Annotated in this window: 18 protein-coding genes; 9 read left to right on the forward strand and 9 right to left on the reverse strand. The window is 55.6% G+C overall.

Going from position 1 to position 20,549, the window contains the following annotated elements; all coding sequences use genetic code 11:
- The first annotated feature begins 78 nt into the window (after positions 1–78).
- The 4 genes from RIC29_12435 (at position 79) to RIC29_12450 (ending at position 4,611) form a co-directional block, all read left to right on the forward strand.
- A complete protein-coding gene (locus tag RIC29_12435; GenBank protein ID MEQ8735725.1) occupies positions 79–687 on the forward strand; it encodes an OsmC family protein in 609 nt (202 codons plus the stop codon).
- 152 nt (positions 688–839) lie between these two features.
- Complete coding sequence (locus RIC29_12440) at positions 840–1,646, forward strand: enoyl-CoA hydratase-related protein (protein ID MEQ8735726.1); 807 nt, start codon at positions 840–842, stop codon at positions 1,644–1,646.
- A gap of 26 nt (positions 1,647–1,672) precedes the next feature.
- Complete coding sequence (locus RIC29_12445) at positions 1,673–4,240, forward strand: sulfotransferase (protein ID MEQ8735727.1); 2,568 nt, start codon at positions 1,673–1,675, stop codon at positions 4,238–4,240.
- Between the two features lie 14 nt (positions 4,241–4,254).
- Positions 4,255–4,611: a TfoX/Sxy family protein gene (locus tag RIC29_12450; GenBank protein ID MEQ8735728.1), complete on the forward strand. Its 357-nt coding sequence runs from the start codon at positions 4,255–4,257 to the stop codon at positions 4,609–4,611.
- 10 nt (positions 4,612–4,621) lie between these two features.
- Here the strand turns inward: RIC29_12450 and RIC29_12455 are convergent, their stop codons facing one another.
- The 4 genes from RIC29_12455 to RIC29_12470 all read right to left on the reverse strand — a co-directional run bounded on the left by RIC29_12455 (position 4,622) and on the right by RIC29_12470 (position 10,750).
- A complete protein-coding gene (locus RIC29_12455) occupies positions 4,622–5,185 on the reverse strand; it encodes a VOC family protein (GenBank protein ID MEQ8735729.1) in 564 nt (187 codons plus the stop codon).
- 27 nt (positions 5,186–5,212) lie between these two features.
- On the reverse strand, positions 5,213–6,223 hold the full coding sequence (locus tag RIC29_12460; protein MEQ8735730.1) for a TRAP transporter substrate-binding protein: 1,011 nt from the start codon (positions 6,221–6,223) through the stop codon (positions 5,213–5,215).
- A gap of 85 nt (positions 6,224–6,308) precedes the next feature.
- Entirely contained in the window at positions 6,309–9,482 is a 3,174-nt protein-coding gene (locus RIC29_12465; protein MEQ8735731.1) for an efflux RND transporter permease subunit, read from the reverse strand.
- The gene (locus RIC29_12470) at positions 9,479–10,750 is read right to left on the reverse strand and encodes an efflux RND transporter periplasmic adaptor subunit (GenBank protein MEQ8735732.1); all 1,272 of its coding nucleotides are present in this window, start codon (positions 10,748–10,750) and stop codon (positions 9,479–9,481) included. The genes RIC29_12465 and RIC29_12470 overlap by 4 nt, the downstream gene beginning before the upstream one ends.
- A gap of 96 nt (positions 10,751–10,846) precedes the next feature.
- Between RIC29_12470 and RIC29_12475 the strand changes: the two genes are divergently transcribed.
- Complete coding sequence (locus tag RIC29_12475) at positions 10,847–11,482, forward strand: TetR/AcrR family transcriptional regulator (protein MEQ8735733.1); 636 nt, start codon at positions 10,847–10,849, stop codon at positions 11,480–11,482.
- A gap of 25 nt (positions 11,483–11,507) precedes the next feature.
- Here RIC29_12475 and RIC29_12480 read toward each other — a convergent pair whose 3' ends face one another.
- On the reverse strand, positions 11,508–12,539 hold the full coding sequence (locus tag RIC29_12480; GenBank protein MEQ8735734.1) for a hypothetical protein: 1,032 nt from the start codon (positions 12,537–12,539) through the stop codon (positions 11,508–11,510).
- Between the two features lie 126 nt (positions 12,540–12,665).
- Between RIC29_12480 and RIC29_12485 the strand changes: the two genes are divergently transcribed.
- The 4 genes from RIC29_12485 to RIC29_12500 all read left to right on the forward strand — a co-directional run bounded on the left by RIC29_12485 (position 12,666) and on the right by RIC29_12500 (position 16,856).
- Positions 12,666–13,652 carry a phosphotransferase gene (locus RIC29_12485; GenBank protein MEQ8735735.1) on the forward strand — a complete coding sequence of 329 codons (987 nt, stop codon included), beginning with the start codon at positions 12,666–12,668 and terminating at the stop codon, positions 13,650–13,652.
- Positions 13,649–14,632 (forward strand): phosphotransferase, encoded by a 984-nt coding sequence (locus RIC29_12490; GenBank protein ID MEQ8735736.1) that lies wholly within the window; start codon positions 13,649–13,651, stop codon positions 14,630–14,632. Before RIC29_12485 ends, RIC29_12490 begins: the two co-directional genes overlap by 4 nt.
- A gap of 191 nt (positions 14,633–14,823) precedes the next feature.
- Entirely contained in the window at positions 14,824–15,567 is a 744-nt protein-coding gene (locus RIC29_12495; protein ID MEQ8735737.1) for a hypothetical protein, read from the forward strand.
- A gap of 77 nt (positions 15,568–15,644) precedes the next feature.
- Entirely contained in the window at positions 15,645–16,856 is a 1,212-nt protein-coding gene (locus RIC29_12500) for a GSCFA domain-containing protein (protein MEQ8735738.1), read from the forward strand.
- A gap of 100 nt (positions 16,857–16,956) precedes the next feature.
- Here RIC29_12500 and RIC29_12505 read toward each other — a convergent pair whose 3' ends face one another.
- From RIC29_12505 to RIC29_12520, 4 genes are all read right to left on the reverse strand, one after another.
- Positions 16,957–17,433, reverse strand: coding sequence for a GNAT family N-acetyltransferase (locus RIC29_12505; GenBank protein MEQ8735739.1), 477 nt, complete (start codon positions 17,431–17,433; stop codon positions 16,957–16,959).
- Positions 17,434–17,439: 6 nt separating this feature from the next.
- Positions 17,440–18,585, reverse strand: a complete 1,146-nt coding sequence (locus tag RIC29_12510) for a D-2-hydroxyacid dehydrogenase (protein ID MEQ8735740.1) — start codon at positions 18,583–18,585, stop codon at positions 17,440–17,442.
- A gap of 393 nt (positions 18,586–18,978) precedes the next feature.
- Positions 18,979–19,713, reverse strand: a complete 735-nt coding sequence (locus RIC29_12515; protein MEQ8735741.1) for a hypothetical protein — start codon at positions 19,711–19,713, stop codon at positions 18,979–18,981.
- Between the two features lie 24 nt (positions 19,714–19,737).
- Positions 19,738–20,499, reverse strand: coding sequence for a hypothetical protein (locus tag RIC29_12520; GenBank protein MEQ8735742.1), 762 nt, complete (start codon positions 20,497–20,499; stop codon positions 19,738–19,740).
- Positions 20,500–20,549 lie beyond the last annotated feature (50 nt).

A 20,549-nucleotide genomic window follows, 5' to 3' on the forward strand; every position in this document is an offset into this window, starting at 1 on the left:
CCATACTTCACCCCGGATTGAAAAGGTTATGACGACAAAACCGAGACTTAATTAGAATTTAAGGAGGGAAACACAGCTATGGAAAAGAACGCCACTTATCCCGGATACATTGGAATCTCTGACGTGACCTCACAGTCTTTCGAGCAAATGCGCGTCGAAGGCTATTTTGAAGGTCAAACGTCGATCATGTACGACGAGCCCGAAGGCTTCGACATTGGCGACCCGCCGGATCTCCAGGGCCGGTCCCGCGGCTGGTCGCCGGTTCATGCGCAACTCAGCGCCCTGGTGGCCTGCACATCCATTACGGTACGAGTCGTCGCCCGCGATCAGGGATTTAAATATCAAGGTGTTCGGACTGATGTGCGCTCGCTCATTGATATTCGTGGCTTCTTTTTCGATCTGCATTTGCAACCGAAGTACGAGCAGATCAATTTTGATCTGTTTGTCGATAGCCGTGAAAAAGTTGAGCGGGTAAAGGAACTGGCCCGCGAGACCGACCGCCGCTGCCCACAAATCGGACTGTTCCGCTTGGCTGGCATCCCCATGGTGATGAGTTGGTATCGTGAAGGCAGTAAAAAGCCGCTGTTTGAAGAGCGCTTTCATATCGGGCGTGGTAAAACACCGGAAGAAAAATTGATCGAGACAAACAAAAAGCTTGCAGCCCGCAAAGCTAAGTCACGGGCGTGACAGTCGGAACGCCGTCGACCGTATCGCTTCTAAGACCGGGGCAGAAATACACTCTCTCCACAACTCAAAACGTAGCTTAACACCCACCCGTAGAGATTTATGGCGCTGTGGGGTAAAATCTTAAGCTCACCATCGGCTTTCTGAGAGTTTTTATGTCTCCTTCCTCTTCTGGCACTACGTCTGGTCACGACATTTACCTGGATCGCAGCGGTCCGCACGCCGTGCTGCGCCTCAACCGGCCAGAAAAGCGCAACGCTCTCACTCTGGCCATGTGGCAGCGCATGATCGAATTGTTGAAAGAAGCCGAGGCCGATCCCTCCATTCGCGTCCTCATTGTTGCCGGCGAGGGCAAGGCCTTTGCGGCGGGCGCTGATATTGATGAAATGAAAGCGGTCTTTGCAGATCCGGAGATCGCAAAAAGCATTGCCGAGATCACCTATGAGTCGCAAAAGGCGCTGCACCGTTTTCCCAAGCCGACCATCGCCATGATTCGCGGCGCTTGCGTCGGCGGCGGGTGCGGTATTGCGCTGTGTTGCGATCTGCGTTTCGCCGACACTTCAGCCAAGCTGGGCATCACGCCGGGCAAGTTGGGGTTGATCTATAGTCTGGCCGACACCAAACGGCTGGTCGAGGCGGTTGGTCCTTCAACGGCCAAGGACATTTTATACACCGGTCGCATTATTCCGGCGGCGGAGGCGCATGGCCTGCATCTCATCGACCGCCTGATTGAGCCCGACGCTTTGGAAGCGACCGTCCAGGCTTTTGCCGATGAAATTTGTGCCACGTCGCAGTTTTCAGCGGAATCCACCAAACGCATCGTGCATATGATTCTGGATGGCGAAGCCGATGACACCGCCGCCACCCGGGATCTGTTTATTCACTCTTTCTCGGGCGAGGACTTCCGCGAAGGCTTTACCGCGTTTACGGAAAAACGCGCGCCGAACTTTGACAAAACCTGATTCCGCCACGGGCTCCAAGTGTTGATGTGACCGCCTCTCTTGAAACAGCGTTCACCGCGGGCCTGGCGGCTTTGCAGCGGCGCGACTACGGCGCAGCCGTAAAACATTTCCAAGACGTGTTGGGGTTTGACCCACACCATCCCGCCGCCACCTATAATATTGGCGCATTGAAATATCAGGCGGGTCAGTCAACAGAAGCGCTTACATATCTTGAGCAAGCCGCAGTCCTGCGGCCCGACCATCTCGACACCCTGTCGTTGTTGGCGGCGGTCCTTGTTGATCTCAACCGTCTCCCCCAGGCCGTGCCATATGCCCGGACCATCACTGCCCACGCGCAGTCTGATGCGACCACTTTAAACACCGCTGGACGTGTGTTGGCCTTGGCCGGTTGGGCCGAAGAGGCCGAGAGCGCCTATCGCAAGGCGCTTGCCCAGGACGCCAGCTATCGCCCGGCGGCAGACGCTTTGGTCACACATCTTTTTGCCCGCCGAGCGTTCACAGACGCAACGGACGTATGCGACGCCGTATTGGCGCGGCACCCGACAGACCAAGAGTTTCATCTCAAGCGCTCTCAAGCGTTGTGGGAAAGCGGTCAGACCGCTGCCGCCTGGGACGCGCTGCAAAACCTGTTGGACTTTGCGCCCGATCACATCACCGCGCATCACAATCTATCTCTCATTGAGTCCGACGCGGCGGCGGCACCAACCTTTCAGCGTCTTGCCGCCTTGATAGCTGAGAACACGTTAGAGGCAGCCGATCTCATCAAGGCGTGGTTTGCCCTTGGTAACCGCTTTGCCCAACACCAGAGCTATGCCGACTCCCTCACCTGCTTTGCTGAAGGCAACCGCTTGCGTGCTCACGGCGCACACGCGGATCACGCCCGTTCTGCGGCAGCCTTTGAGGCAAGGGTTGAACACCTGCTTGGTGCTCCCCTTACGCCACCGCCCGCGCAAATGGGGGTGAATCACCCGACGCCGTTAATTATTTCTGGGCCGTCACGCGCTGGGAAGTCGCTGCTGCAATCTTGGCTGTCCGTGCATCCCGACATCGCCGCTGCCGATGAAGTGGGGCTTCTCCCGCGTTTGAACGATATTGATTTTTCAGCTGACCCGCATCGCTTGGCTGAGGCGGCTGACACCTACCGCACCACGCTCAAGCGGCTTGCGGGCGCAAAGGGACAAACCGCAAAATTTGTCATCGACACACATCCCACCAATGCCCTGTATTTTGACATTCTGCTCCGCCTCTGCCCGGATGCGAAGATCATTCAAATCCAACGCGATCCGCTTGATCTGGCGGTGAGCTTGTACGCCCGCAATTATGTTACCGGTGGGCATTGGGCGGACTCCTGGTCGGGCATAGCCAAGCGTCTCACATGTTATGATCGCCTCCGATATTATTACGCCACCTGGTCTCCGGTGATCGCGACCATCAGCTATGAGGATTTGGTCAACACCCCAGTTTCCCAATTGCAATCCCTTGTCGAAGCTCTTGGCCTGGTATGGACAGATGATCTGTCGCCGCCCGCTCCAGACCCTCAAGACCTCACACCTATGCCGTGGGCCAGCTTTGCTGATCGCCCACCGGTGCAGACTCACGGCATTGGTCTATGGCGCAGTTATGCGCCTTGGCTCGCCGAATTTGCTGATGCCTACGGGCGTTCCGCCCTGAAAACCTACGGGCGTTCCGCCCTAAAAACCTATGGCCGGGACGCGCTTCAGGAGGACAACGCCATTCCCGCGCAGGCATCGCACCTCTCCATGGAGTCTCTTGAAATTCTCAAGAAGGTGCCCGCATTTCATGCCCGTGTGGCGGCACAAGCCGAGACAGACGGCCACTGGGACGCGGCAGTATCTGCACGCTGGCGGGCGGTGTCGTGTCGTCCGTTCACCCATCACGTGCGCCACCATGCTGAAGCGTTGCAGCAAACTCTTCAGGCGTCACCACAGCACACAGACCTCGCGCATCTCCATCAAGAAATCGCCAAGCTCTGGGCCGCTTACCGGGAAACCCCCAACATGCGGTTCGGCGATTTTGGCCTGCCCTATCAAAGTTTCACACCGGCCTATATCGCGGGCAGCCGTGATACTGATGTTCGCGCTGCCGCTTATGATTTGGAGCATCTTACCAGCGGGCGGCGTGTGCTTGATCTTGGCGCCAACAGTGGGTTTCTGACTCTTGAAGCCGCGAAGTTTGCCCGCCAAACAATAGGGGTCGAACATGCGCAAGCACTCGTCGATATCGGCAGCCGTGTCCGTCAGTTTATGAATCTCGATACGTGCCAATTCCTCTGCGGCGATGCTGCGACATTCACCGCAGATGAACCATTTGATGTGGTTATTGCCACCGCCGTGCATGGCTGGCTTGATCTGCCAGTGCCCAACCTGGCCCGTCACCTGGCGCACCTGACTGCTCCAGGGGGGGCGGTGTTATTTGAAAGCCAGGGGCAGCGGTCCACGTCTAAAATCGAGCCGGGTTTTGACGCCACCGTAAAAGCGATTGCCCAAGGCGGATTTACGGTCGAACGCGATGGCACTCTATGTGATGATGCGGTCAACCTGCGCGCTTTTGTCGTGCTGCGTAAAACCCTATAGCGAAAGAACAGCTGATGGCCTCTCGCGGATACTGTGATCATGTGCTCGATCTGCTGTCCCATGTTGAGGGCGTCTCGGCGCGCGGCATGTTTGGCGGATTCGGTTTGTACAAAGGCAGCGTCATGTTCGCTCTCATTGCCGATGATGTGCTGTATTATAAGGTCGGACCGGCCAACCAACCGGATTATGAAGAGGCTGGGTCCGAGCCCTTCACCTATTCGGGTAAAGGCAAGCCCATTCAAATGTCGTACTGGCAGGTGCCGGAAGATGTTCTGGAAGATCAGGACGCCCTGCGCGATTGGACCCTGAAAGCCTTTGATGTCGCCCTCAAGGCCAAGAAACCAAAAAAGCCTAAAGCCAAAAAACTCTAGTCAGGCTCACTCATTCCCCATAGGGCGTCAGGCTGTAGACCTCGGTCATTTCAATAACGTTGCCGTCCGGGTCCTGAAAAAACATAATCGCACCTTCCTTGCGGCCATTGACGGAATTGGATGTATAGGCGCGCGGCGGTTTGAGTATGGTTGCGTTGATCGCCAGCAGGTTTTCATAAGCCTGCGCAATGTCGTTGGTCACAATCACCAGCACGGCGTCCGAGGTGCCGATGGTTGGGTTGTCGGGGTCACGGGTCCAGGGCAGGGGCGGGTTGTCGTACTGCAGCAGCCCAATCATGGCCCAGTCTTCATGCTGGCCCTGCATGATGGCGATTCGGGACTGTGTGGGCTTGGCATTCAAGGGCAGGTCGCCGCCCTCTGGGTCACGGTCTCCGCCACGGTCCAGCCAGACGGAAAAGCCAATGGCTTCGTAAAACACCATCGACTGTTCAATGTTCGATACCAGCAGCGTGGTGCGTTTGACCACAGACTCTAACGCCTGCGTTGGCGCGCAGAGCAATACGCTTGCCATTATAGAAAGGGCGATGGTCTTTCTTAAGCGGTTCAGGCGCATCACGTTGTCTCCTTATGAGGGGAGCGGTTACTCCGGGTCTTCCTCTTGGACCGCGAAGGCGGCTTTGCCGTCCTGTACTAAATCCCAGATGCGTTGGGCGTCGCCCCCAATGGAATCGATCAGTTGACGTGACACGGGCGCGGTTGCGTTTTTCCACATCGTGCGTTGCTCCGGCGTCAACTCATGGGTGGTGAATCCCCACTTTTCTTTTTCATCTAAAAACGTTTTCCACTCGTCGCGAGTCCACTGCCGTCCGTCATTCACATCCACGAAGGAGTCCAAGAGCAGCTTGCTTTGCGCATCGGGCAGGCTGTCTAACCAGCTTTGTTTCATCACAATAATTGAGGTGGCAAAGGAATGATTGGTCAGCGTCAGGTGCTTAGCCTCGCCGGAAATGCCCGTCGGCACATACATGATGATCGAACTTTCGCCCGCGTCCACCAGTCCGGTTTGCAGGCCGGTTACAATGTCGGTGAAGCCGAGCGGGATGGCATCCGCGCCTATGGCTTCGGCAAACAATCGTGCCGATTCACTAGACGAGGTGCGAAAACGTACACCGGTGGTGTCCGCCGGTGTAATCAACGGGGTCTTGCCGTAAACCTGGTTGAAGCCGATCTCGTCCCATTGAATAAACCGGATGTCCCGTTCCGCCAGTAGCGCCGCATAGGCGGCAAACAGGTAGTTATCCATAATAAAGTCGGCTTCGGCGTAACTGTCGAACAGAAAGGGCGTGTAGAGCATGGCCATTTCCGGCACCACGGTGGTGGTTGCCAGCCCCGACCAGTTGGCCACTTGAATCCGCCCCCGGCGAATGCCGTTGACCAAATTCTCTTCCGGCCCCAACTCGCCGTAGATCAGCATGCGCATCTCAATCTCGTCGGTGGCCGCTTCAACGTTGCTCTGAAAGGTCAGCCACTTTTTGTCCCCGGCGGTGTCCTTCACGCCGGTGCCGCCCACGGTAACTGTGACTGCCGCAGCTGAGAACGAGAGCACCAGTGCGCTCAATAAGCTTATCAAGACGGAGAGTTTTTTGATCATAGAGTACATGCGCCCTTAGGTTTTATAGCGTTGACCAATCTTAGCACATGGCCAGTAAGACTCCCTAAAATGGCTCAATTGTGGCTCACTCAGCCGGTTGCGGAACTTTGCGGCCAAACCCAAGACTGGCTTTCAAACCCAACGCCTGAATCATCGTCAGTGCCGGCACCAGCAGCAATTGCACCGCCGTGCCAAACAGCACTCCGAATCCAATACTGCACGCCACCGGCACCAGAAACTGGGCTTGAATGCTGCGCTCAATAATCAGTGGGAACACGCCCAAAAAGGTGGTCAGCGCCGTCAGCATGATCGGTCGAAAGCGCGACTTCGCGCCGTCTACAATCGCACGGCGGGCGTGCTTGCCATTGGCCCGTTCTTCATTAATGAAATCAATCATCACCAACGCGCCGTTCACAATTACCCCGGCCAGGCCAACAATGCCGAAGATGCCGGGCAGGGTCAGATTAATGCCCATAATCAAGTGGCCGATGATGGCCCCAATCGCGCCAAAGGGAATCGCCGCCATAATAATCAACGGTTGCATATAAGACCGGAACGCGATGGCCAGCAGTGCATAGATGGCGAACAACGCCAGTATGAAGTTGCGGCCCAGCACGGGCAGGGTTTCGCGTTGCTCACGCTGCTCGCCGCCGAAGTCATACTTCAAGCCCGGCAAAGCCTCTGCCAGGCGCGGCAGAATTTCAGTTTCCAATTGCGCGGTGACTTCCTGCCCGGTGATCGACACGTTGTCCACATTGGCGGTGATCGACACAATGCGCCGTCCGTTGCGGCGTTTGATCATCGACGGGCTCAGCCCTTCGGTCACGTCTGCCACAGCCCCCAGAGGCACAAATCCACTGCCCGGTACCTGCACGCGATAGTTCAGCAGATCGGCGATGGAATCCCGCTCCGACTTCGGCAGCCGCACATACACCCGCACTTCTTCCCGCCCGCGTTGCACGCGCAACGCTTCCGCGCCGAAGAACGCGCCGCGCACTTGCTGCGCCAGGCCGTCCAGTGTTAGGCCGTACACGCGTGCTTGCGGTTTGAGGCGCAGTTCCATCTCGCGCTTGCCTTCATCGCGGTCATTGCGCACATCAAACACACCGGCGATCTGGTTCAGCTGATTCTGAATCTCATTCACCGCCTGACCCAAGGTCTCGTCGGTGTCGGCGGAAATTTCCACCTGTACCGGCTCGCCCAAGTTGAAAAGTTGCGACGAGAAAAACAGACGCCGCATACCCGGTGGTTCACCGACGCGATCTCTCCAGGTGTCTTGAAATTCCTGTGCCCCGAACGAGCGCAGCTCCGGGTCAATCAACTCCATCACCACCGAGGCTTTGTTGGCATCGGGCAGAATGCTGACACCGCCAAACGGCGGTGCGGCAAAATCCTGACTGCCCACGAGAACGTATGTGGCTGTAACGAGTTTCTCGCTATCGTCCGGCAAGCGCGTTTGGAACTCGGCCTCAACCGTGCGGCCGATGTCTAAAATTTGCGCGGCCATGCGCTCGGTTTGTTCCAGCGGCGTGCCCGGCTTCATCTCCATAGTTGCCGTTACGTAGCGGCCTTCGACCACCGGAAAGAACTGAATTTTAACATAACCCCCGGCGACGAATCCCACTGACAGCAGAATCATCGCGACGCTGGCCGACACCGCCACCCACGGGTGCCCGGTGACAAACACCAGGGCGCGGTCCAGCGGTCCGTTGACGAAGCGCATCAACGCCTTGGAAAATTTTTCTTGTACGGTCTTAACGCGATTCAGAATCGAACCCGGCTTTGGTTTATCGGCGAAATTCTGGTGCGACAGGTGATAGGGCAGCACCAGCATGGCTTCCAGCAATGATAGCAGCAGCAGAATAATCACCACCGTTGGCATCTGGCCGAGAAACTTACCGCTGGTTCCGGGCACCAACAGCAGCGGCGAGAAGGCGGCAATGGTGGTTGCCACCGCAAACAACACCGGCACTGAAACCCGCTGCGCCCCCTTGATGGCGGCCTCCAACGGCGAACCGCCTTTCATGTTCTCTGAGTAAATATTTTCGCCTATGACAATGGCATCATCCACCACAATCCCAAGCGCCAGAATAAAACCGAACAGCGCAATCTGGTTGATGGAATTGCCGATCAAACTGATCACCGCAATGGCGGCGACGAAGGCCACCAGAATCCCCAGCGACGTCCAAAACGCCAGGCGCACATCCAGAAACAAGGTCAGCGTGACAATCACCAGAATCAGCCCCAGCGCGCCGTTTTTCAGCAACAGACTAAGGCGGCTCTCCAATTCTTCCGCGTCATTGCGCCACACAATGGCGGCAGTATCCGGCGGCAGCAAGGGGGTCAGTTCTTCATCCAGATATCTCTCAACGGCATCTACCACCGTCAGTACTTGTTCATCACCGGTGCGAAACACTTTGACGAACACCGCAGGCTTGCCGTCAAACAGGCTGATCAAATCCTGATCGCGAAATCCATCGTTGACCGTTGCAATGTCACTCAGCTTCACCTGCGCGCCGTTGCGCCCGGTGACCACCACAATCTCTTCGAAGTCTTTGCCGTCGTAGTTCCGCCCTAGCGTCCGCAGCACCACATCTTCATCCAGGGATTCAATTTCGCCGCCGGGCAGATCCAGACTTTCCTGACGTATCGTGTTCGCCAGTTGCGGCAACGACATCCCGTAAGCACGCAAGGTGGCGTTATCGACTTCGATGGAAACTTCGTAGTCCCGCACCGAACCCACTTCCACCAGCGAAATCGCGTCGCTCAGGCCCAGGTCGTCTTTGACCTTGTTGGCTAGTTCTTTCAGCGCCCGTTCACCGATGTCGCCCACCAGGGCAATCTCGATCACCCGCTGCCGGTTCGAGGCTTCGCTGATCTCGGGTTTCTCGGCCCCCGCCGGAAAGGTGGTGATGCGGTCGACCTCAGATTTTATTTCGTCCAGCTTGCGCGCGCTGTCTTCGCCGAGCGCCAGTTCGATGGACACCGTGCCGCTGTTTTCGATGGCGGTCGATGTGATGTTGCGCAGACCATCAATGCCTTCCACCCGCTCTTCGATGCGTTGCAGAATGGACTCTTCAATTTCTGCCGGAGACGCCCCCAGGTATTCCACCTTGATATTGACAGTCTCAAGTTTCAGTTCGGGAAACACCTCAACCGGAATGGTGAGGGCGCTGACCAAACCAACGGCGACCATGAACACCATGAGGAGATTGGGCGCGACCCCGTGCCGCGTCATCCATTCAATCGCGGTTTTCATGGTGAGTCCTGGTTGGGTGTGCTTCGGTCTTCTGCCACCTGCACCGGCAGCCCGGTGGTGCCGATGCTCAACTCGCTGGTGATCAACCGTGCCCCATTTGTAAGGCCCTCGCCGCTGATCACCACCGCATTGCCTTGGTCTTGCAACACGTCAACGTCAACAACCTCTAAGGTATCATCAGCGCGCGCCAGCCAGAGGGTGTTGCCGGTGCGCAAGCCGGCGCGGGGGATCACCGCATGGGGCATCACCACCCCTTCAATCTCGATGGCGGCGTAAGTGCCCGCCAGAAACGGTGGCGCATCTGCAATAGCGCTACCGCGGGGCGGCCCAATCAAACGGCCCCGTTGCAACGGGTTTGGCACCCGCACCACCACGTCGATGGTGCGCGTCTCCGCATCAATGCCAGCTTCCACCCGGTCCACATAACCGTCCCAGGTATACAGTCGGCCACGATAGGAAAGTGTGGCCGTGGCGGACGGGCGGTTGGTGATAACCGGATCCCAAATGCCAGGAATTAGCGCGGCGTCACGGTCGGACAACGGCACCACAATTTCATAGATGTCGGTGGCAAAAATACGCGCAATTTCCGCACCCGGCTGTACCACCGATCCTTCATCCACATTTTCCGACAGCACCTGGCCGTCAAAGGGTGCGGTCAGCGTTGTGCGTTCAAGGTCAATCTCCCGCAGAATAATTTGTGCCTTCAACCCGTCGATTTGCGCCTTGGTGCGGTCGCGTTGGTTTTGTGTTTCATCCCGCCGTCGCTCACTGGCTGCTCCGCTTTCGCTGAGTTGCTGATCCCGCTGCAATTGCCGATCGGCCAAATCTAAATCCGCTTGTCGTGCGCTGTGTTCGGCGTTGGCTTGCGCGAGAGCTGCTTCATAAGGTCGGGCGTCAATTTGGGCCAGCACATCGCCGTGTTTGAACGTCCCGCCGGTCACCAGAGCCGCACCGGTGTTCACCACGGTGCCGGACACTTGTGCGATCAAAGCCACTTGCGCCCGAGGACGCACCGGGCCGTCACCCTGCACGCGCAACGGCTCATCCTGAATCTCAATCGGCACCACCTGCACCAAGGGTGCGCGGGAGTCGCGGGCCACCTGCGCCGGGTCGCTGGAGAGGGCTTGCAGCAAAATGAAGCCGAGAATCCCCACGCCCAAAATACCACCAGCGATCAGGCCCCATTTGCCCTGTGGGTCCACTGGGGCGTCCAAAGCGTCCCGGCCTGAAATATCCTGCGGTTCAGTCGTGCGGGATGTGTCGTTCATACAGAATACCCTTTGTCGCGATAAGTTCTTGCTGACTGACTAGTTAGTCAGTAAAATAGCTCATATCAGTCAGAATGCAATGAGGAAGTTTCCAGAATGCAGACCAAGGCGAGGCGCAAAAAGGGCGTGCGCGCGGCCCAGAAAGAGGCGCGGCCTAAGGAAATCGTCGAGGCCGCCCTGGCTGTGTTCGCCCGCGATGGCTTTGCCGGCACCCGTCTGGAAGATGTGGCCGAGCGCGTTGGCATCAGCAAAGGCACCATCTATTTGTATTTTGAAAATAAAGAAGAGGTGTTTAAAGCCTGCGTGCGTGAAACCATTGGCAGCCATCTCAAAGAGACCATGGCGATGGCCACACGCTTTGAAGGATCAACCGCAGACCTCCTCCGGGAAATCTTCCGCCGCATCAGCTCTAGCTTATCGCTGCCCGCCTATCGCACAATTTTGCTGCTGCTGATTTCCGAAGGGCAACGTTTCCCCGAACTGGTGTCCTTCTACTATGAGGAACTGCTTGGCCCTGGCGTCGAAGGCTTAGGCGCAATTATTCAGCGCGGCGTTGATCGTGGTGAGTTTCGAGATACGGGCCTGGCCGCCTACCCCATGCTGATTATGAGCCCGGTCATCGCCTCGGTGATCTGGAACCACCTGTTCTCAGACAAAAAATCTTTTGCGCTGAAAGACGCCCTGCAGGCGCATCTGGATACCGTACTGGACGGTCTCGTGCAGAAAGCCTAACAGGACACAATCTACTGGCTAACATCTACAGCGTGTTCTGCAGCACCATCCAGGTAAAGCCATCCGGGGCGGCAAACGAAAACGCGGGCACGCCAAATTCATCGTTCATCACAGCCGTCACCTGTGTCGCCTCAGAGCCTGACACGCGCGCGTGCATGGCCTTCACATCTCTCACCCGCACGGAATATAGCGTATACCCTAAATGTCCTGGTTGCGCGCGCGCTAACCGGTCATCGGGCGCGGTGTTAGAGCGCATCAGAAAACAGCGCAAGCGTCCGGGCAGATGCTCGGTGGGGTGATCCCCGGCGTCTGGGTCGTCAAAGTCGACTTCCGAGAAACGCTCCCCTTCGCTCAACGCAAACATATCGCTGGGCATATACCCGGGTTGATAAGTCACATCGGCCTGGTGGTAGCGTTTGAAGCCGATGACATCTTCGTAAAAATCAAACACGGCCACGTCATCGCCCTGAAGGACGAGCGCCATATGGCAGCCTTCGGTTGTTCTTAAGGGTGCGCCTTCATGGATGGTGCCGTACTTAGGCACTGGGAAATTCATCCGCGTCATGGCCACCAGTTGTGCTTCCGGCTGAAACATCAACACATCACCGGACACGGGCAGGTGTTCTTCAAAGGGCTTCTTCTCGGTGAATTTACGCGCGAGATTAAAATTGTAATGGGGCCCCACCAGATAAATCGGCTTGCCCTGGCGTTTCAGAATTTCGCCATGGGCAGCGGCATTGGCGATGTTATCGGTGCGATGGACCGACCAACGGCAACCATGGGTGCGCAGCGGTGCCATGTTCAGGCCCGGTCCGATGGGCGTGTCCCATTTCATCAAACGGATCAATCCCGCCGTTGCGTTTTGATGCAGCAGGCGCACACAGGTTACGGCAGAGTCGACGCCATAGAGCGCTTTCGCCGCTGCAGCATCCAGTTTGCCTTCGGGGCCAGGACGATAGCCGCATGAGGCCCAAAAAGTTGTCGCGGCCTCAAGGTCACTCACCCCGACCCCAATGTCGTAAATCCCGCCCACTAAGTTTGACTGTGTCGTATTCATGAAACGCTCCTTGCTCTGACTGTGCGTTCCTTGGATGTAGAGTCAAGACTCACACACATAACCGACCCCTGTCTTGACAGGTTTCTTGTGGACCGGTCTGCTGCGTGATCAAAGTAAAGGACGTTTATGGTTTTTCCGGTCATTCATTCCACGCTTGATCCCGATGCGCTCAAAGACGAAGTGATGCGCCGCTATGACCTCCCCACGCCCGTGCGCTGTCAGTTGGTCAATCGCGGCAATAACGACTTTTATGAAATTCTTGCCGGGTCCGATCGTTATGCCCTGCGGGTGGCCAAGGCCAACTTCCGCACGCGCGAGGCTTACGTGTATGAAACCACCTATGTGCGCCACTTGCATACCCAAGGCTGTTTGGTTCCGGCTCCAATTCCAGCCAAAGATGGCCGTCTGTGTTTTGAAGTCGAGGCCCCGGAAGGCGTGCGCTCTTTGACGCTGATGCTCTGGCTCGATGGGGTCGTGTTCGACAAAGATTTAAGTGTGGATGATGCCCGGGATATCGGCGCGGCCTTGGCCGCACTCCACAGTGCGGGCCAATCGTTTACACCGGCCACACCGCGTCCTCTCAGGGCTACGGTGATGATCGATGAGCGTATGCCGCATCTTCTGAAGATGCTCGAGTCCGATCCAGACCAGCGTGCGTTTTATGAGCAGGCGACACAGGTGGTCAAAGCTGGGTACGCTGCGCTTGACGGCGCTGACGTCCCCCGTGGTCCGGTTCATGGCGATTTCCAGTATGCGAATGTCATGCGAGTTGCGGCAGACGCTTCGGGCAACAGCATCGCCGCGTTGGATTTTGATACCTGCGGCACGGGGTATCTGGCAGAAGATATTTTCACCTTCATGTGGCGCAGTGATCTCGACATTCAAAACGAAAACATCAACAGCGCTTTTTTACAGGGCTACACATCAACCCGGCCTTTGACACCCATCGAGCAGTCCAATCTGGGGCTGTTCCGAGTCGCGCGGGATTTAGTCATGTCCTCCACCTTCGCCATGCTCATCAATCGCATCGGGCCAGTGCCGGGGTTTGATGGCGACTTTGCGCCCTTCACAGCACTGGCCAAAAGCCATCTGGTGGAGTCCGGTCTGCAATGACCTTTCCCGTCAGCCAGTCAGTTCTGGACGCCGATGCCTTGGCCGCAGAGCTCAAACGCCGGTATGGGGTCCGTGGCGATGTCCGATGCAAGCTGCTCAGTCGTGGCATGAATGATATTTATCGTATTGAGCACGACGACGGACCCCATGCGTTGAAAGTGGCCCGCACGGGCAAAAGCACGGATGACGAATTTGCCTACGAGCAGGACTACATTAATCATCTTGCGGGCCGTGGAATCGAAGTGCCCACCGCCATTCCGTTGGCAGATGGGTCTTTGTTTTTTTCAGTCCAAGCACCGGAGGGTAAACGCCAAATCGTCATGATGCGGTGGCTCGAAGGTCAGCCTTACGATCTGGACGTCAACGCGCAAGACGCCCATCGTCTCGGCGCGATGCTGGCGCAGCTGCATCTGGTCTGTGCGGATTTCACCACATCCCACACCAAGCATGTGTCCTCTGAGCCTAAGTTGACGCGGCGTCTGCCGTTCTTGCTGGAGCTTGTCAAAGCGAACGACAGTAACCGTGAAGCTGACTGCGCTTTCTTAGAGCAGGCCGGAGCTAAGGTGCTCGCGCGTATGGCCGCGCTTGATCCCGTCGCTGTCCCATCCGGAGCCTGCCACGGCGATCTGCAATGTGCCAATGCCATGCGGTTGGCCGATGGCTCTCTGGCGGTGTTTGATTTTTCAGATTGCGGCACAGACTATTTTGCCAAAGACATCGCCGCTTTTTACTGGCGCAACGATTTTGACGGGCGGCCCGAGGCCATCAACCAGGCGTTTGTCGAGGGCTACGACAGCATCAGACCCTTATCGCCGGAGGAAAAAGCCGCGCAGCCGTTGTTTCGCCTGATGCGCCATTTGCTGATTACCTCCAGCATGGCCGAATTCGTTAACCGCATCGGCCCCGTGCCCGGCTTCGACAAAAACATCGATCATTATGTCGATATGATTCGCCGCTTCGCCGGTGAGGCGGGTGTGTAAGAAGCCTCGGTATCACGGTGAAGATGGTTTTCTGGTTACCAACAGGCATAACTCAGTCCACCCTCATCCATCCAGGCGAGTTTTCCGCTGACCATTGCTGTTTAGCTAACAGCAGATTTATGCCATAACGATTCAACATCACAGCTTTAGAGGCTGGTAAATTTCACTATGCGTGCGAGAAAGAAACAGCCTTGTCGTCTTTAACTAAAGAAATTGACACTGCGCTTACGGCGCGTGTTCGAGAGTCTCTCGACTCATCTTTGCGACCACCTTCGGTCCCCACGGTACCTTCGCCACATTTTTATCAGACCGGCGCCTTTCATCCAGACCTGTATTCGGACATTCGAAGCCACCTGCCGACCAGTAATTTATATGGCGGCGTTCATGGTCGAACAGGAAATGTACGTGCTAAAAAGTCTCGCTTGGCCCTGCCGCTGAGAAAAGAGACTCTCGAACGCCTTCCAGATGAGATTCGGTCGTTTTGGGTGAGCATGACTTCCTACTTTATGTCGGCTGAGTTTTTGAGACTTGCGCTCACCGCTTATCTGCCGCTCTTGAGCACCCAGCGCCCTGACTTGATCGGGCAGGACACGTTCGACATCAGATTTGAACTGCTGAGGGATTCCACCGCCTATGGGATCGGTCCTCACGCAGATAATCCGCGTAAAATCATGACCCTGCTGTTCTACCTGTCTGCGGGCGAGACAAGTGAGGCTCTCGGTACGTCTTTTTACACGCCAAAACAAAAAGGTTTTACGTGTCAGACCGGGCGGCATCACACCTATGAAGATTTTGATTTATACAAGACCTATGCTTACGCGCCGAATGCGGTGCTGTCCTTTTTAAGAACCGACACGTCATTTCATGGCGTTGAAGTGATCGAAGAACAAAACGTTCAGCGCGATGTTTTGCGTTGGATGGTTTGGAAACCGTGAGCCAATGACACAGCCGGAAGGCAAATAAAGACTCAGCATTCGACATGGTGATGTTTATCAGTTGTAAGGAAAGTCAAATGTCTAAAGAAGGTTATTACGACGGCAAACCTTCAGATATGCCGAGACTTGTCTATCGCAATCTGTTGGCAAGCCTTAATGAGCAAGATACGCCTGAGCAACGAACTGTCGTTATCTCTTCATTTCTAGAGAGTCTTAAGAAAAGTCATGGCAGCGGTGAATTTTTAAAAATGAAAATGACATTGCCCGAAGCTCTCTGTAACGCCCTTTCGTCGACAGAATTGGATGTGATAGAAGCGGAACTAGCTAAGCTAAGAGCTGTGCGTGGCTCAAGGCTTCATTCTGTTTTCCCCGTATGTTCAGACGAATTCAAATTTAGTCAGGATTTTTATTCTTCTGTTTTTCGAGGTGAGCCAGATCCAGCTTTTAATCGCAGCAGTCAAATATTTACGATTGGATCGTGCTTCGCTGTAAATATATCGAGATATTTGTCTAAGAAAGGGTACAACATTGAGGCGTTCCGCAAATCTGAGACTGTAAACTCCATTTTTGGCAATGCGCTGCTATTCGCAGTTTTGTGTGAAGACGATGCAACGATCCACGATTTCATTCATCAATCGCTTAGCTCTCTTTTCCCGTCTGATGTCACTGAAGCCCAATTCGATAATGAAATCACTCAGCTTAAAAATGTGAAGGATAGGTTGATATCAAGCGATGTCCTGATCGTCACGCTCGGCAATACAGTTGACGCGTTTTACGAGTCCACGACCGCAAAATTTTCTTGCCCAAAAGTTTTTCCGCGGTTCTTGAATGCGCTACAAGATACCTCTGTCAAAGGGCAAAGTAAAATCAGTGCAGCTTTACAATCACGTGGCGGCACTTTTAAGCTTGCCGGGGTATCTGATACTCTACCAGTTCTAAAACAAATGTTTTCGTCCCTTAGGTCATTAAACCCAAGCGCCAAAATTTTTACGACAGTGTCTCCGGTCGCTATTCACAATGCGATGGGTATATCTGATTATCTTAAGCGCGGACCAATAGAAGCAGATTGTGCTACTAAATCTATCTTAAGGGCCTGCATTGAAGACGTGTTGGTGTCAAATTCCGTCGAAAATCTGAGTTACTTTCCATCTTTTGAAATTGTTCGGTGGTTGGGGTCAACGATCGGCAAGGCCGCATATGGACAAGAAGATGCATCTTCTACTCATGTATCAGATGAAGTTCTGTCATCTATTTATGATTATTTTGAGCATCTTTATGCGGAGAAATAATTGAGAGCTAACCTGTTGGCGGCATAATTGGTGACTCGTTAAACTCGCTAAAATTGAACAACACTTATAATTTGCAAGTGGCCTGTATTTATCGGCGATTTCAACTGGTTGTAAGGTGCTTCCAAAATACAATCTTATCAGCACCGGCCTCATAAAACTCACGAATGCGGGCTTCCTCGGTGTAGCCGCTCTTTTTGTAGAACGCGCGGGTCCGTTCGAATTCTGGAAGACCCATGGTTTCTACCAGCAACACCCGCTGGCCCTCTGTGGCGAGGCGATCTTCTAAATACTGCATCATGGCTTTGCCCAAGCCCGCACTTTGGTGTGCGGGCAATACCCCAATGGCCAGCAAATTCCAGGTGCCGTCAGTCATGCGTTCCGGTTCACAAAATCCGAAGGCTACGGTTTTTCCATCCATAACGCCCACAAACCAGATGTCGCGATTGGACCCGTCGAGATATCCCGCAATCATATCGTCGAGCATGTTTGATGGAAACAAGTCAACCGCATCGGTAATCGCTTTGATGTCAGAAATGTCTTGCATTTCAGCGAGCCGAATGTGGGCAGCGGGGGACATATAGGGTTAGTACCCTCGCTCGACGTCAACGACCGAGAGCATTTTTTCGCCAGCCACATAGCGGCGGAGGTTCTCGCGCAGGATCACCCAGAACATATCGCGCCCGGCATCATTGAAACCCGAGATGTGCGGTGTGATCAACAGGTTGGGCGCCTCCCACAGTACGTGATCGGCGGGCATAGGTTCCTGGTCCTGCACATCCAAACCGGCGCCGGCCAGGGTGCCGTTTTTAAGGGCGGCCACAAGGTCCGCACTGACCACACTGCCGCCGCGCCCGACATTGAAAAACAACGCGGTGGGTTTCATGCGGGCCAACAGCGCGGCGTCAAACAGGTTTTCCGTGTCCGGGGTCAGAGGCAGGGCGTTAACCACCACATCCGCCTGACCCAATAATTCCGGCAACTCATCAGACAATCCCACATAGTCCACGAAATCAGGGCCATTGCGGCTGGAGTTGCGGGTGGCTATGACGCGCATGCCCAAACCCGCAGCCAGTTCTGCGGTTTGTGTGCCGATACCGCCCAAACCTGCAATCAGCATGGTTTTGGTGTTGATGGCCCATAGCTCATCGTTGGGGGCGGCGGCACGGTCCCATTTGCGGTCGCGCTGGGCGGCGGCGTAATGATCCAGGCCGCGCGCGAAATACATCATCATGGCAATCACATGCTCAGCGATTTGCGGGGCCGAGAGCCGTTGCATGTTGGTGATCAGATACCCGCCTGCAGCCACCTGCGGAATAGACACACACTGCGACACGCCGGCAAACGGCATATGCAGCCATTTGATGTTGGGGCCTGCATCCACAATGCGTTGGCTGCAAAAACCGACGACCGCCATCACGCTGTCTGCATTGGCGGCGGCCAGTTCTGCGGCTTCGCGGTCAGAGCGCGCAGGCAGGAGAGTTACATCATCGGGAATCACCTCCTGAAACCACGCGAGCCGCCCGTCGCCCTGGGCGTTAACGATCACCGCTGTGGGTTTTTGCCAGCCGGGCATGTCGCGCGCGACAATGTCACTTTCTTCCAGGCCGAGGGTTTTAATCACCTCGGCAGCGGTTGGTTCCGCCTGAGCCGACGTGAGCGGGGCGAAGGCGGCGGATGAAATGACAACCGCCACACCCAGGGCGTGACGTAAAAACATAACTGAGGGCATCAAAAACTCCGGCTATGGTGGGTCAGGGTCGGGTCCAGTCTAGGGACGCATCATCATAGTAAGCCTGACCCTTCCGGGCCACCGAAACCGGAGGCTCGGCAGGATACATCACAGAGCTGTCATGTTTTTCTGAACGCGCAGAAATTTGATGTTCGGAGAATCGTATGATTTTGCGCTCAGACGCCTGAACCCCCTTTAAAACGTCCAAAAAACCGTGATTTTCTGTCTGCTCTGAGGGAGACTTGTTACACATACCCCTAAGTCCTTGTTTTTAAAGGAAACTGAGGGTCGTGCATGGGCTCGTTCCGAGGTCATCCCCAGACAACAAAAAATCCATCCTGCTCAAAGTCGCTTTTATTAAGTGCAGCCTGACGTTCGAAAAGCGTGCGCCCGTCACAGCCCTTCTGTGAGCTCCACCAGTTCGTAGTGGGTTTGCATATAGCCATCGACCTGACCTTTGAGGAAAATGTAGTCGCCGTCTGTGGTGGTCCACACGTTGTAAATCGGGTGTTCCTCCGGCAGGCCCTCCACCGCAACGAATTGGAAGTGATGCGCTGTAAACGTTCCTGCGCCAACGGTGATCTCTTCATCGCCGACATAAATCACGCTGGGCCGCGCCTCGGCAATCATCGGTCCTGTCGCGCCACGATGATCAGTTGAGGAGATCAGTTGCACAAAAGTCTGTGGAATGCCGGGTTTGCTGAGTTCAACCGCAGCGCATACCCAGCCATCGTTTTGAATGGCATGTCCCCCGAAGCCTGGACAAATACCTGTGTAGGGCACGCGCTGTGAAATACGGCCTTCCAGCTTGGTCACGGTCTCGCATTCGGCCATGCCATCGGCAAAGCGGAACCAGCCCGAGCCCCGAAATTCATCGCCCACGGTGATGCGCACAAACGCATCCACCGGCGACCAGTCCGCGTTGGCGGTCACCTGCACGAAGCGCAACACGCTGGGACGATCATCAATCTCGCCGTGGGACATGATCGACCGTCGCCCGTCTTGATGCCGGGTCATTGTCCAGCGTTCGCGGCCCCGTTCTTCGTCCATGCGATCTGGCTTTTTGGAGGTGTACAGCAGGCGTCCGGTGCGCGTGATATGATCCCGCTGGTGATAGTCTTTAACCATATGAAGCTGTCCTGAACTGTGCGTTTAGCCGACCGTTTTTTCAAATTCGACCAATTCGTAGTGGGTCTGCATGTACCCTGCGACACCGCCTTTCAGGAAGGTATAGTCGCCGTCGGCTGTGGTGTAGACCTCATAGGGGGGATGTTCTTCGGGCAGGTCCGTGTTGGTCGGCACCTGAAAATGATGGGCCTCGAAGGTGCCAGCCCCGACCGTGATTTTTTCGTCGCCCACATAGGCCATATCCAGTCGCAGCGGATACAGCATCGGCCCGGTCGCGCCGCGATGATCTGGCGAGCACAGCAGCAGCTCATCAATGCTCTGGATGCCCGGACCTTTGCTCAGGTCGTAATGGGCGAAATGCCAACTGTCGCAGGCAATGGCGTGGTTCTGGAACGACTTTAACCGGCCATGCTTATGGTTCATGCGCTGTGAGATGCGTCCTTCCAGGGCGGTGAAAGTTTCGCATTCGGTGTAATCTTCGTGCATCTTGAACCACCCAGTGCCCATAAACTTATCCGCCACGGTCAGGCGCACAAAGCAATCCAGCGGATTCCAGTCCGCATCCACAGAATAGGTGGCATCGCGCATCACCGACGGGCGGTCATCGATTTCTGTATGGACGCCAATCGTCCGTCCCCCGGAGCCATATTTCGTGATGGTGTAAAATTCACGACCGCGCTCCTGATCCAGGCGCTCCGGCTTTTTTGAGGTGTAGGCAATGACGCCCCGAATAACGGTATGGTCGATCTGGGTGATCGGTAGATTTGGGTCGGCTTGTGACATCATGTCCCCCACACATATTGGCGTTACAGTTGAACAAGCTTATGGGGCATCAT

This window comes from Rhodospirillaceae bacterium (genome assembly GCA_040219235.1).
GTDB lineage: Bacteria > Pseudomonadota > Alphaproteobacteria > Rhodospirillales > Rhodospirillaceae > WLXB01.

What these genes read in the sequence shown, in the direction of transcription:
- RIC29_12475 (MEQ8735733.1), top strand. Translation starts at nt 10,847, where the DNA reads ATGCAGACCAAGGCGAGGCGCAAAAAGGGCGTGCGCGCGGCCCAGAAA.
- RIC29_12455 (MEQ8735729.1), bottom strand. Translation starts at nt 5,185, where the DNA reads ATGCGCCTGAACCGCTTAAGAAAGACCATCGCCCTTTCTATAATGGCA.
- RIC29_12440 (MEQ8735726.1), top strand. Translation starts at nt 840, where the DNA reads ATGTCTCCTTCCTCTTCTGGCACTACGTCTGGTCACGACATTTACCTG.
- RIC29_12460 (MEQ8735730.1), bottom strand. Translation starts at nt 6,223, where the DNA reads ATGATCAAAAAACTCTCCGTCTTGATAAGCTTATTGAGCGCACTGGTG.
- RIC29_12490 (MEQ8735736.1), top strand. Translation starts at nt 13,649, where the DNA reads ATGACCTTTCCCGTCAGCCAGTCAGTTCTGGACGCCGATGCCTTGGCC.
- RIC29_12520 (MEQ8735742.1), bottom strand. Translation starts at nt 20,499, where the DNA reads ATGATGTCACAAGCCGACCCAAATCTACCGATCACCCAGATCGACCAT.
- RIC29_12450 (MEQ8735728.1), top strand. Translation starts at nt 4,255, where the DNA reads ATGGCCTCTCGCGGATACTGTGATCATGTGCTCGATCTGCTGTCCCAT.
- RIC29_12470 (MEQ8735732.1), bottom strand. Translation starts at nt 10,750, where the DNA reads ATGAACGACACATCCCGCACGACTGAACCGCAGGATATTTCAGGCCGG.
- RIC29_12480 (MEQ8735734.1), bottom strand. Translation starts at nt 12,539, where the DNA reads ATGAATACGACACAGTCAAACTTAGTGGGCGGGATTTACGACATTGGG.
- RIC29_12515 (MEQ8735741.1), bottom strand. Translation starts at nt 19,713, where the DNA reads ATGGTTAAAGACTATCACCAGCGGGATCATATCACGCGCACCGGACGC.
- RIC29_12510 (MEQ8735740.1), bottom strand. Translation starts at nt 18,585, where the DNA reads ATGCCCTCAGTTATGTTTTTACGTCACGCCCTGGGTGTGGCGGTTGTC.
- RIC29_12435 (MEQ8735725.1), top strand. Translation starts at nt 79, where the DNA reads ATGGAAAAGAACGCCACTTATCCCGGATACATTGGAATCTCTGACGTG.
- RIC29_12485 (MEQ8735735.1), top strand. Translation starts at nt 12,666, where the DNA reads ATGGTTTTTCCGGTCATTCATTCCACGCTTGATCCCGATGCGCTCAAA.
- RIC29_12505 (MEQ8735739.1), bottom strand. Translation starts at nt 17,433, where the DNA reads ATGTCCCCCGCTGCCCACATTCGGCTCGCTGAAATGCAAGACATTTCT.
- RIC29_12500 (MEQ8735738.1), top strand. Translation starts at nt 15,645, where the DNA reads ATGTCTAAAGAAGGTTATTACGACGGCAAACCTTCAGATATGCCGAGA.
- RIC29_12465 (MEQ8735731.1), bottom strand. Translation starts at nt 9,482, where the DNA reads ATGAAAACCGCGATTGAATGGATGACGCGGCACGGGGTCGCGCCCAAT.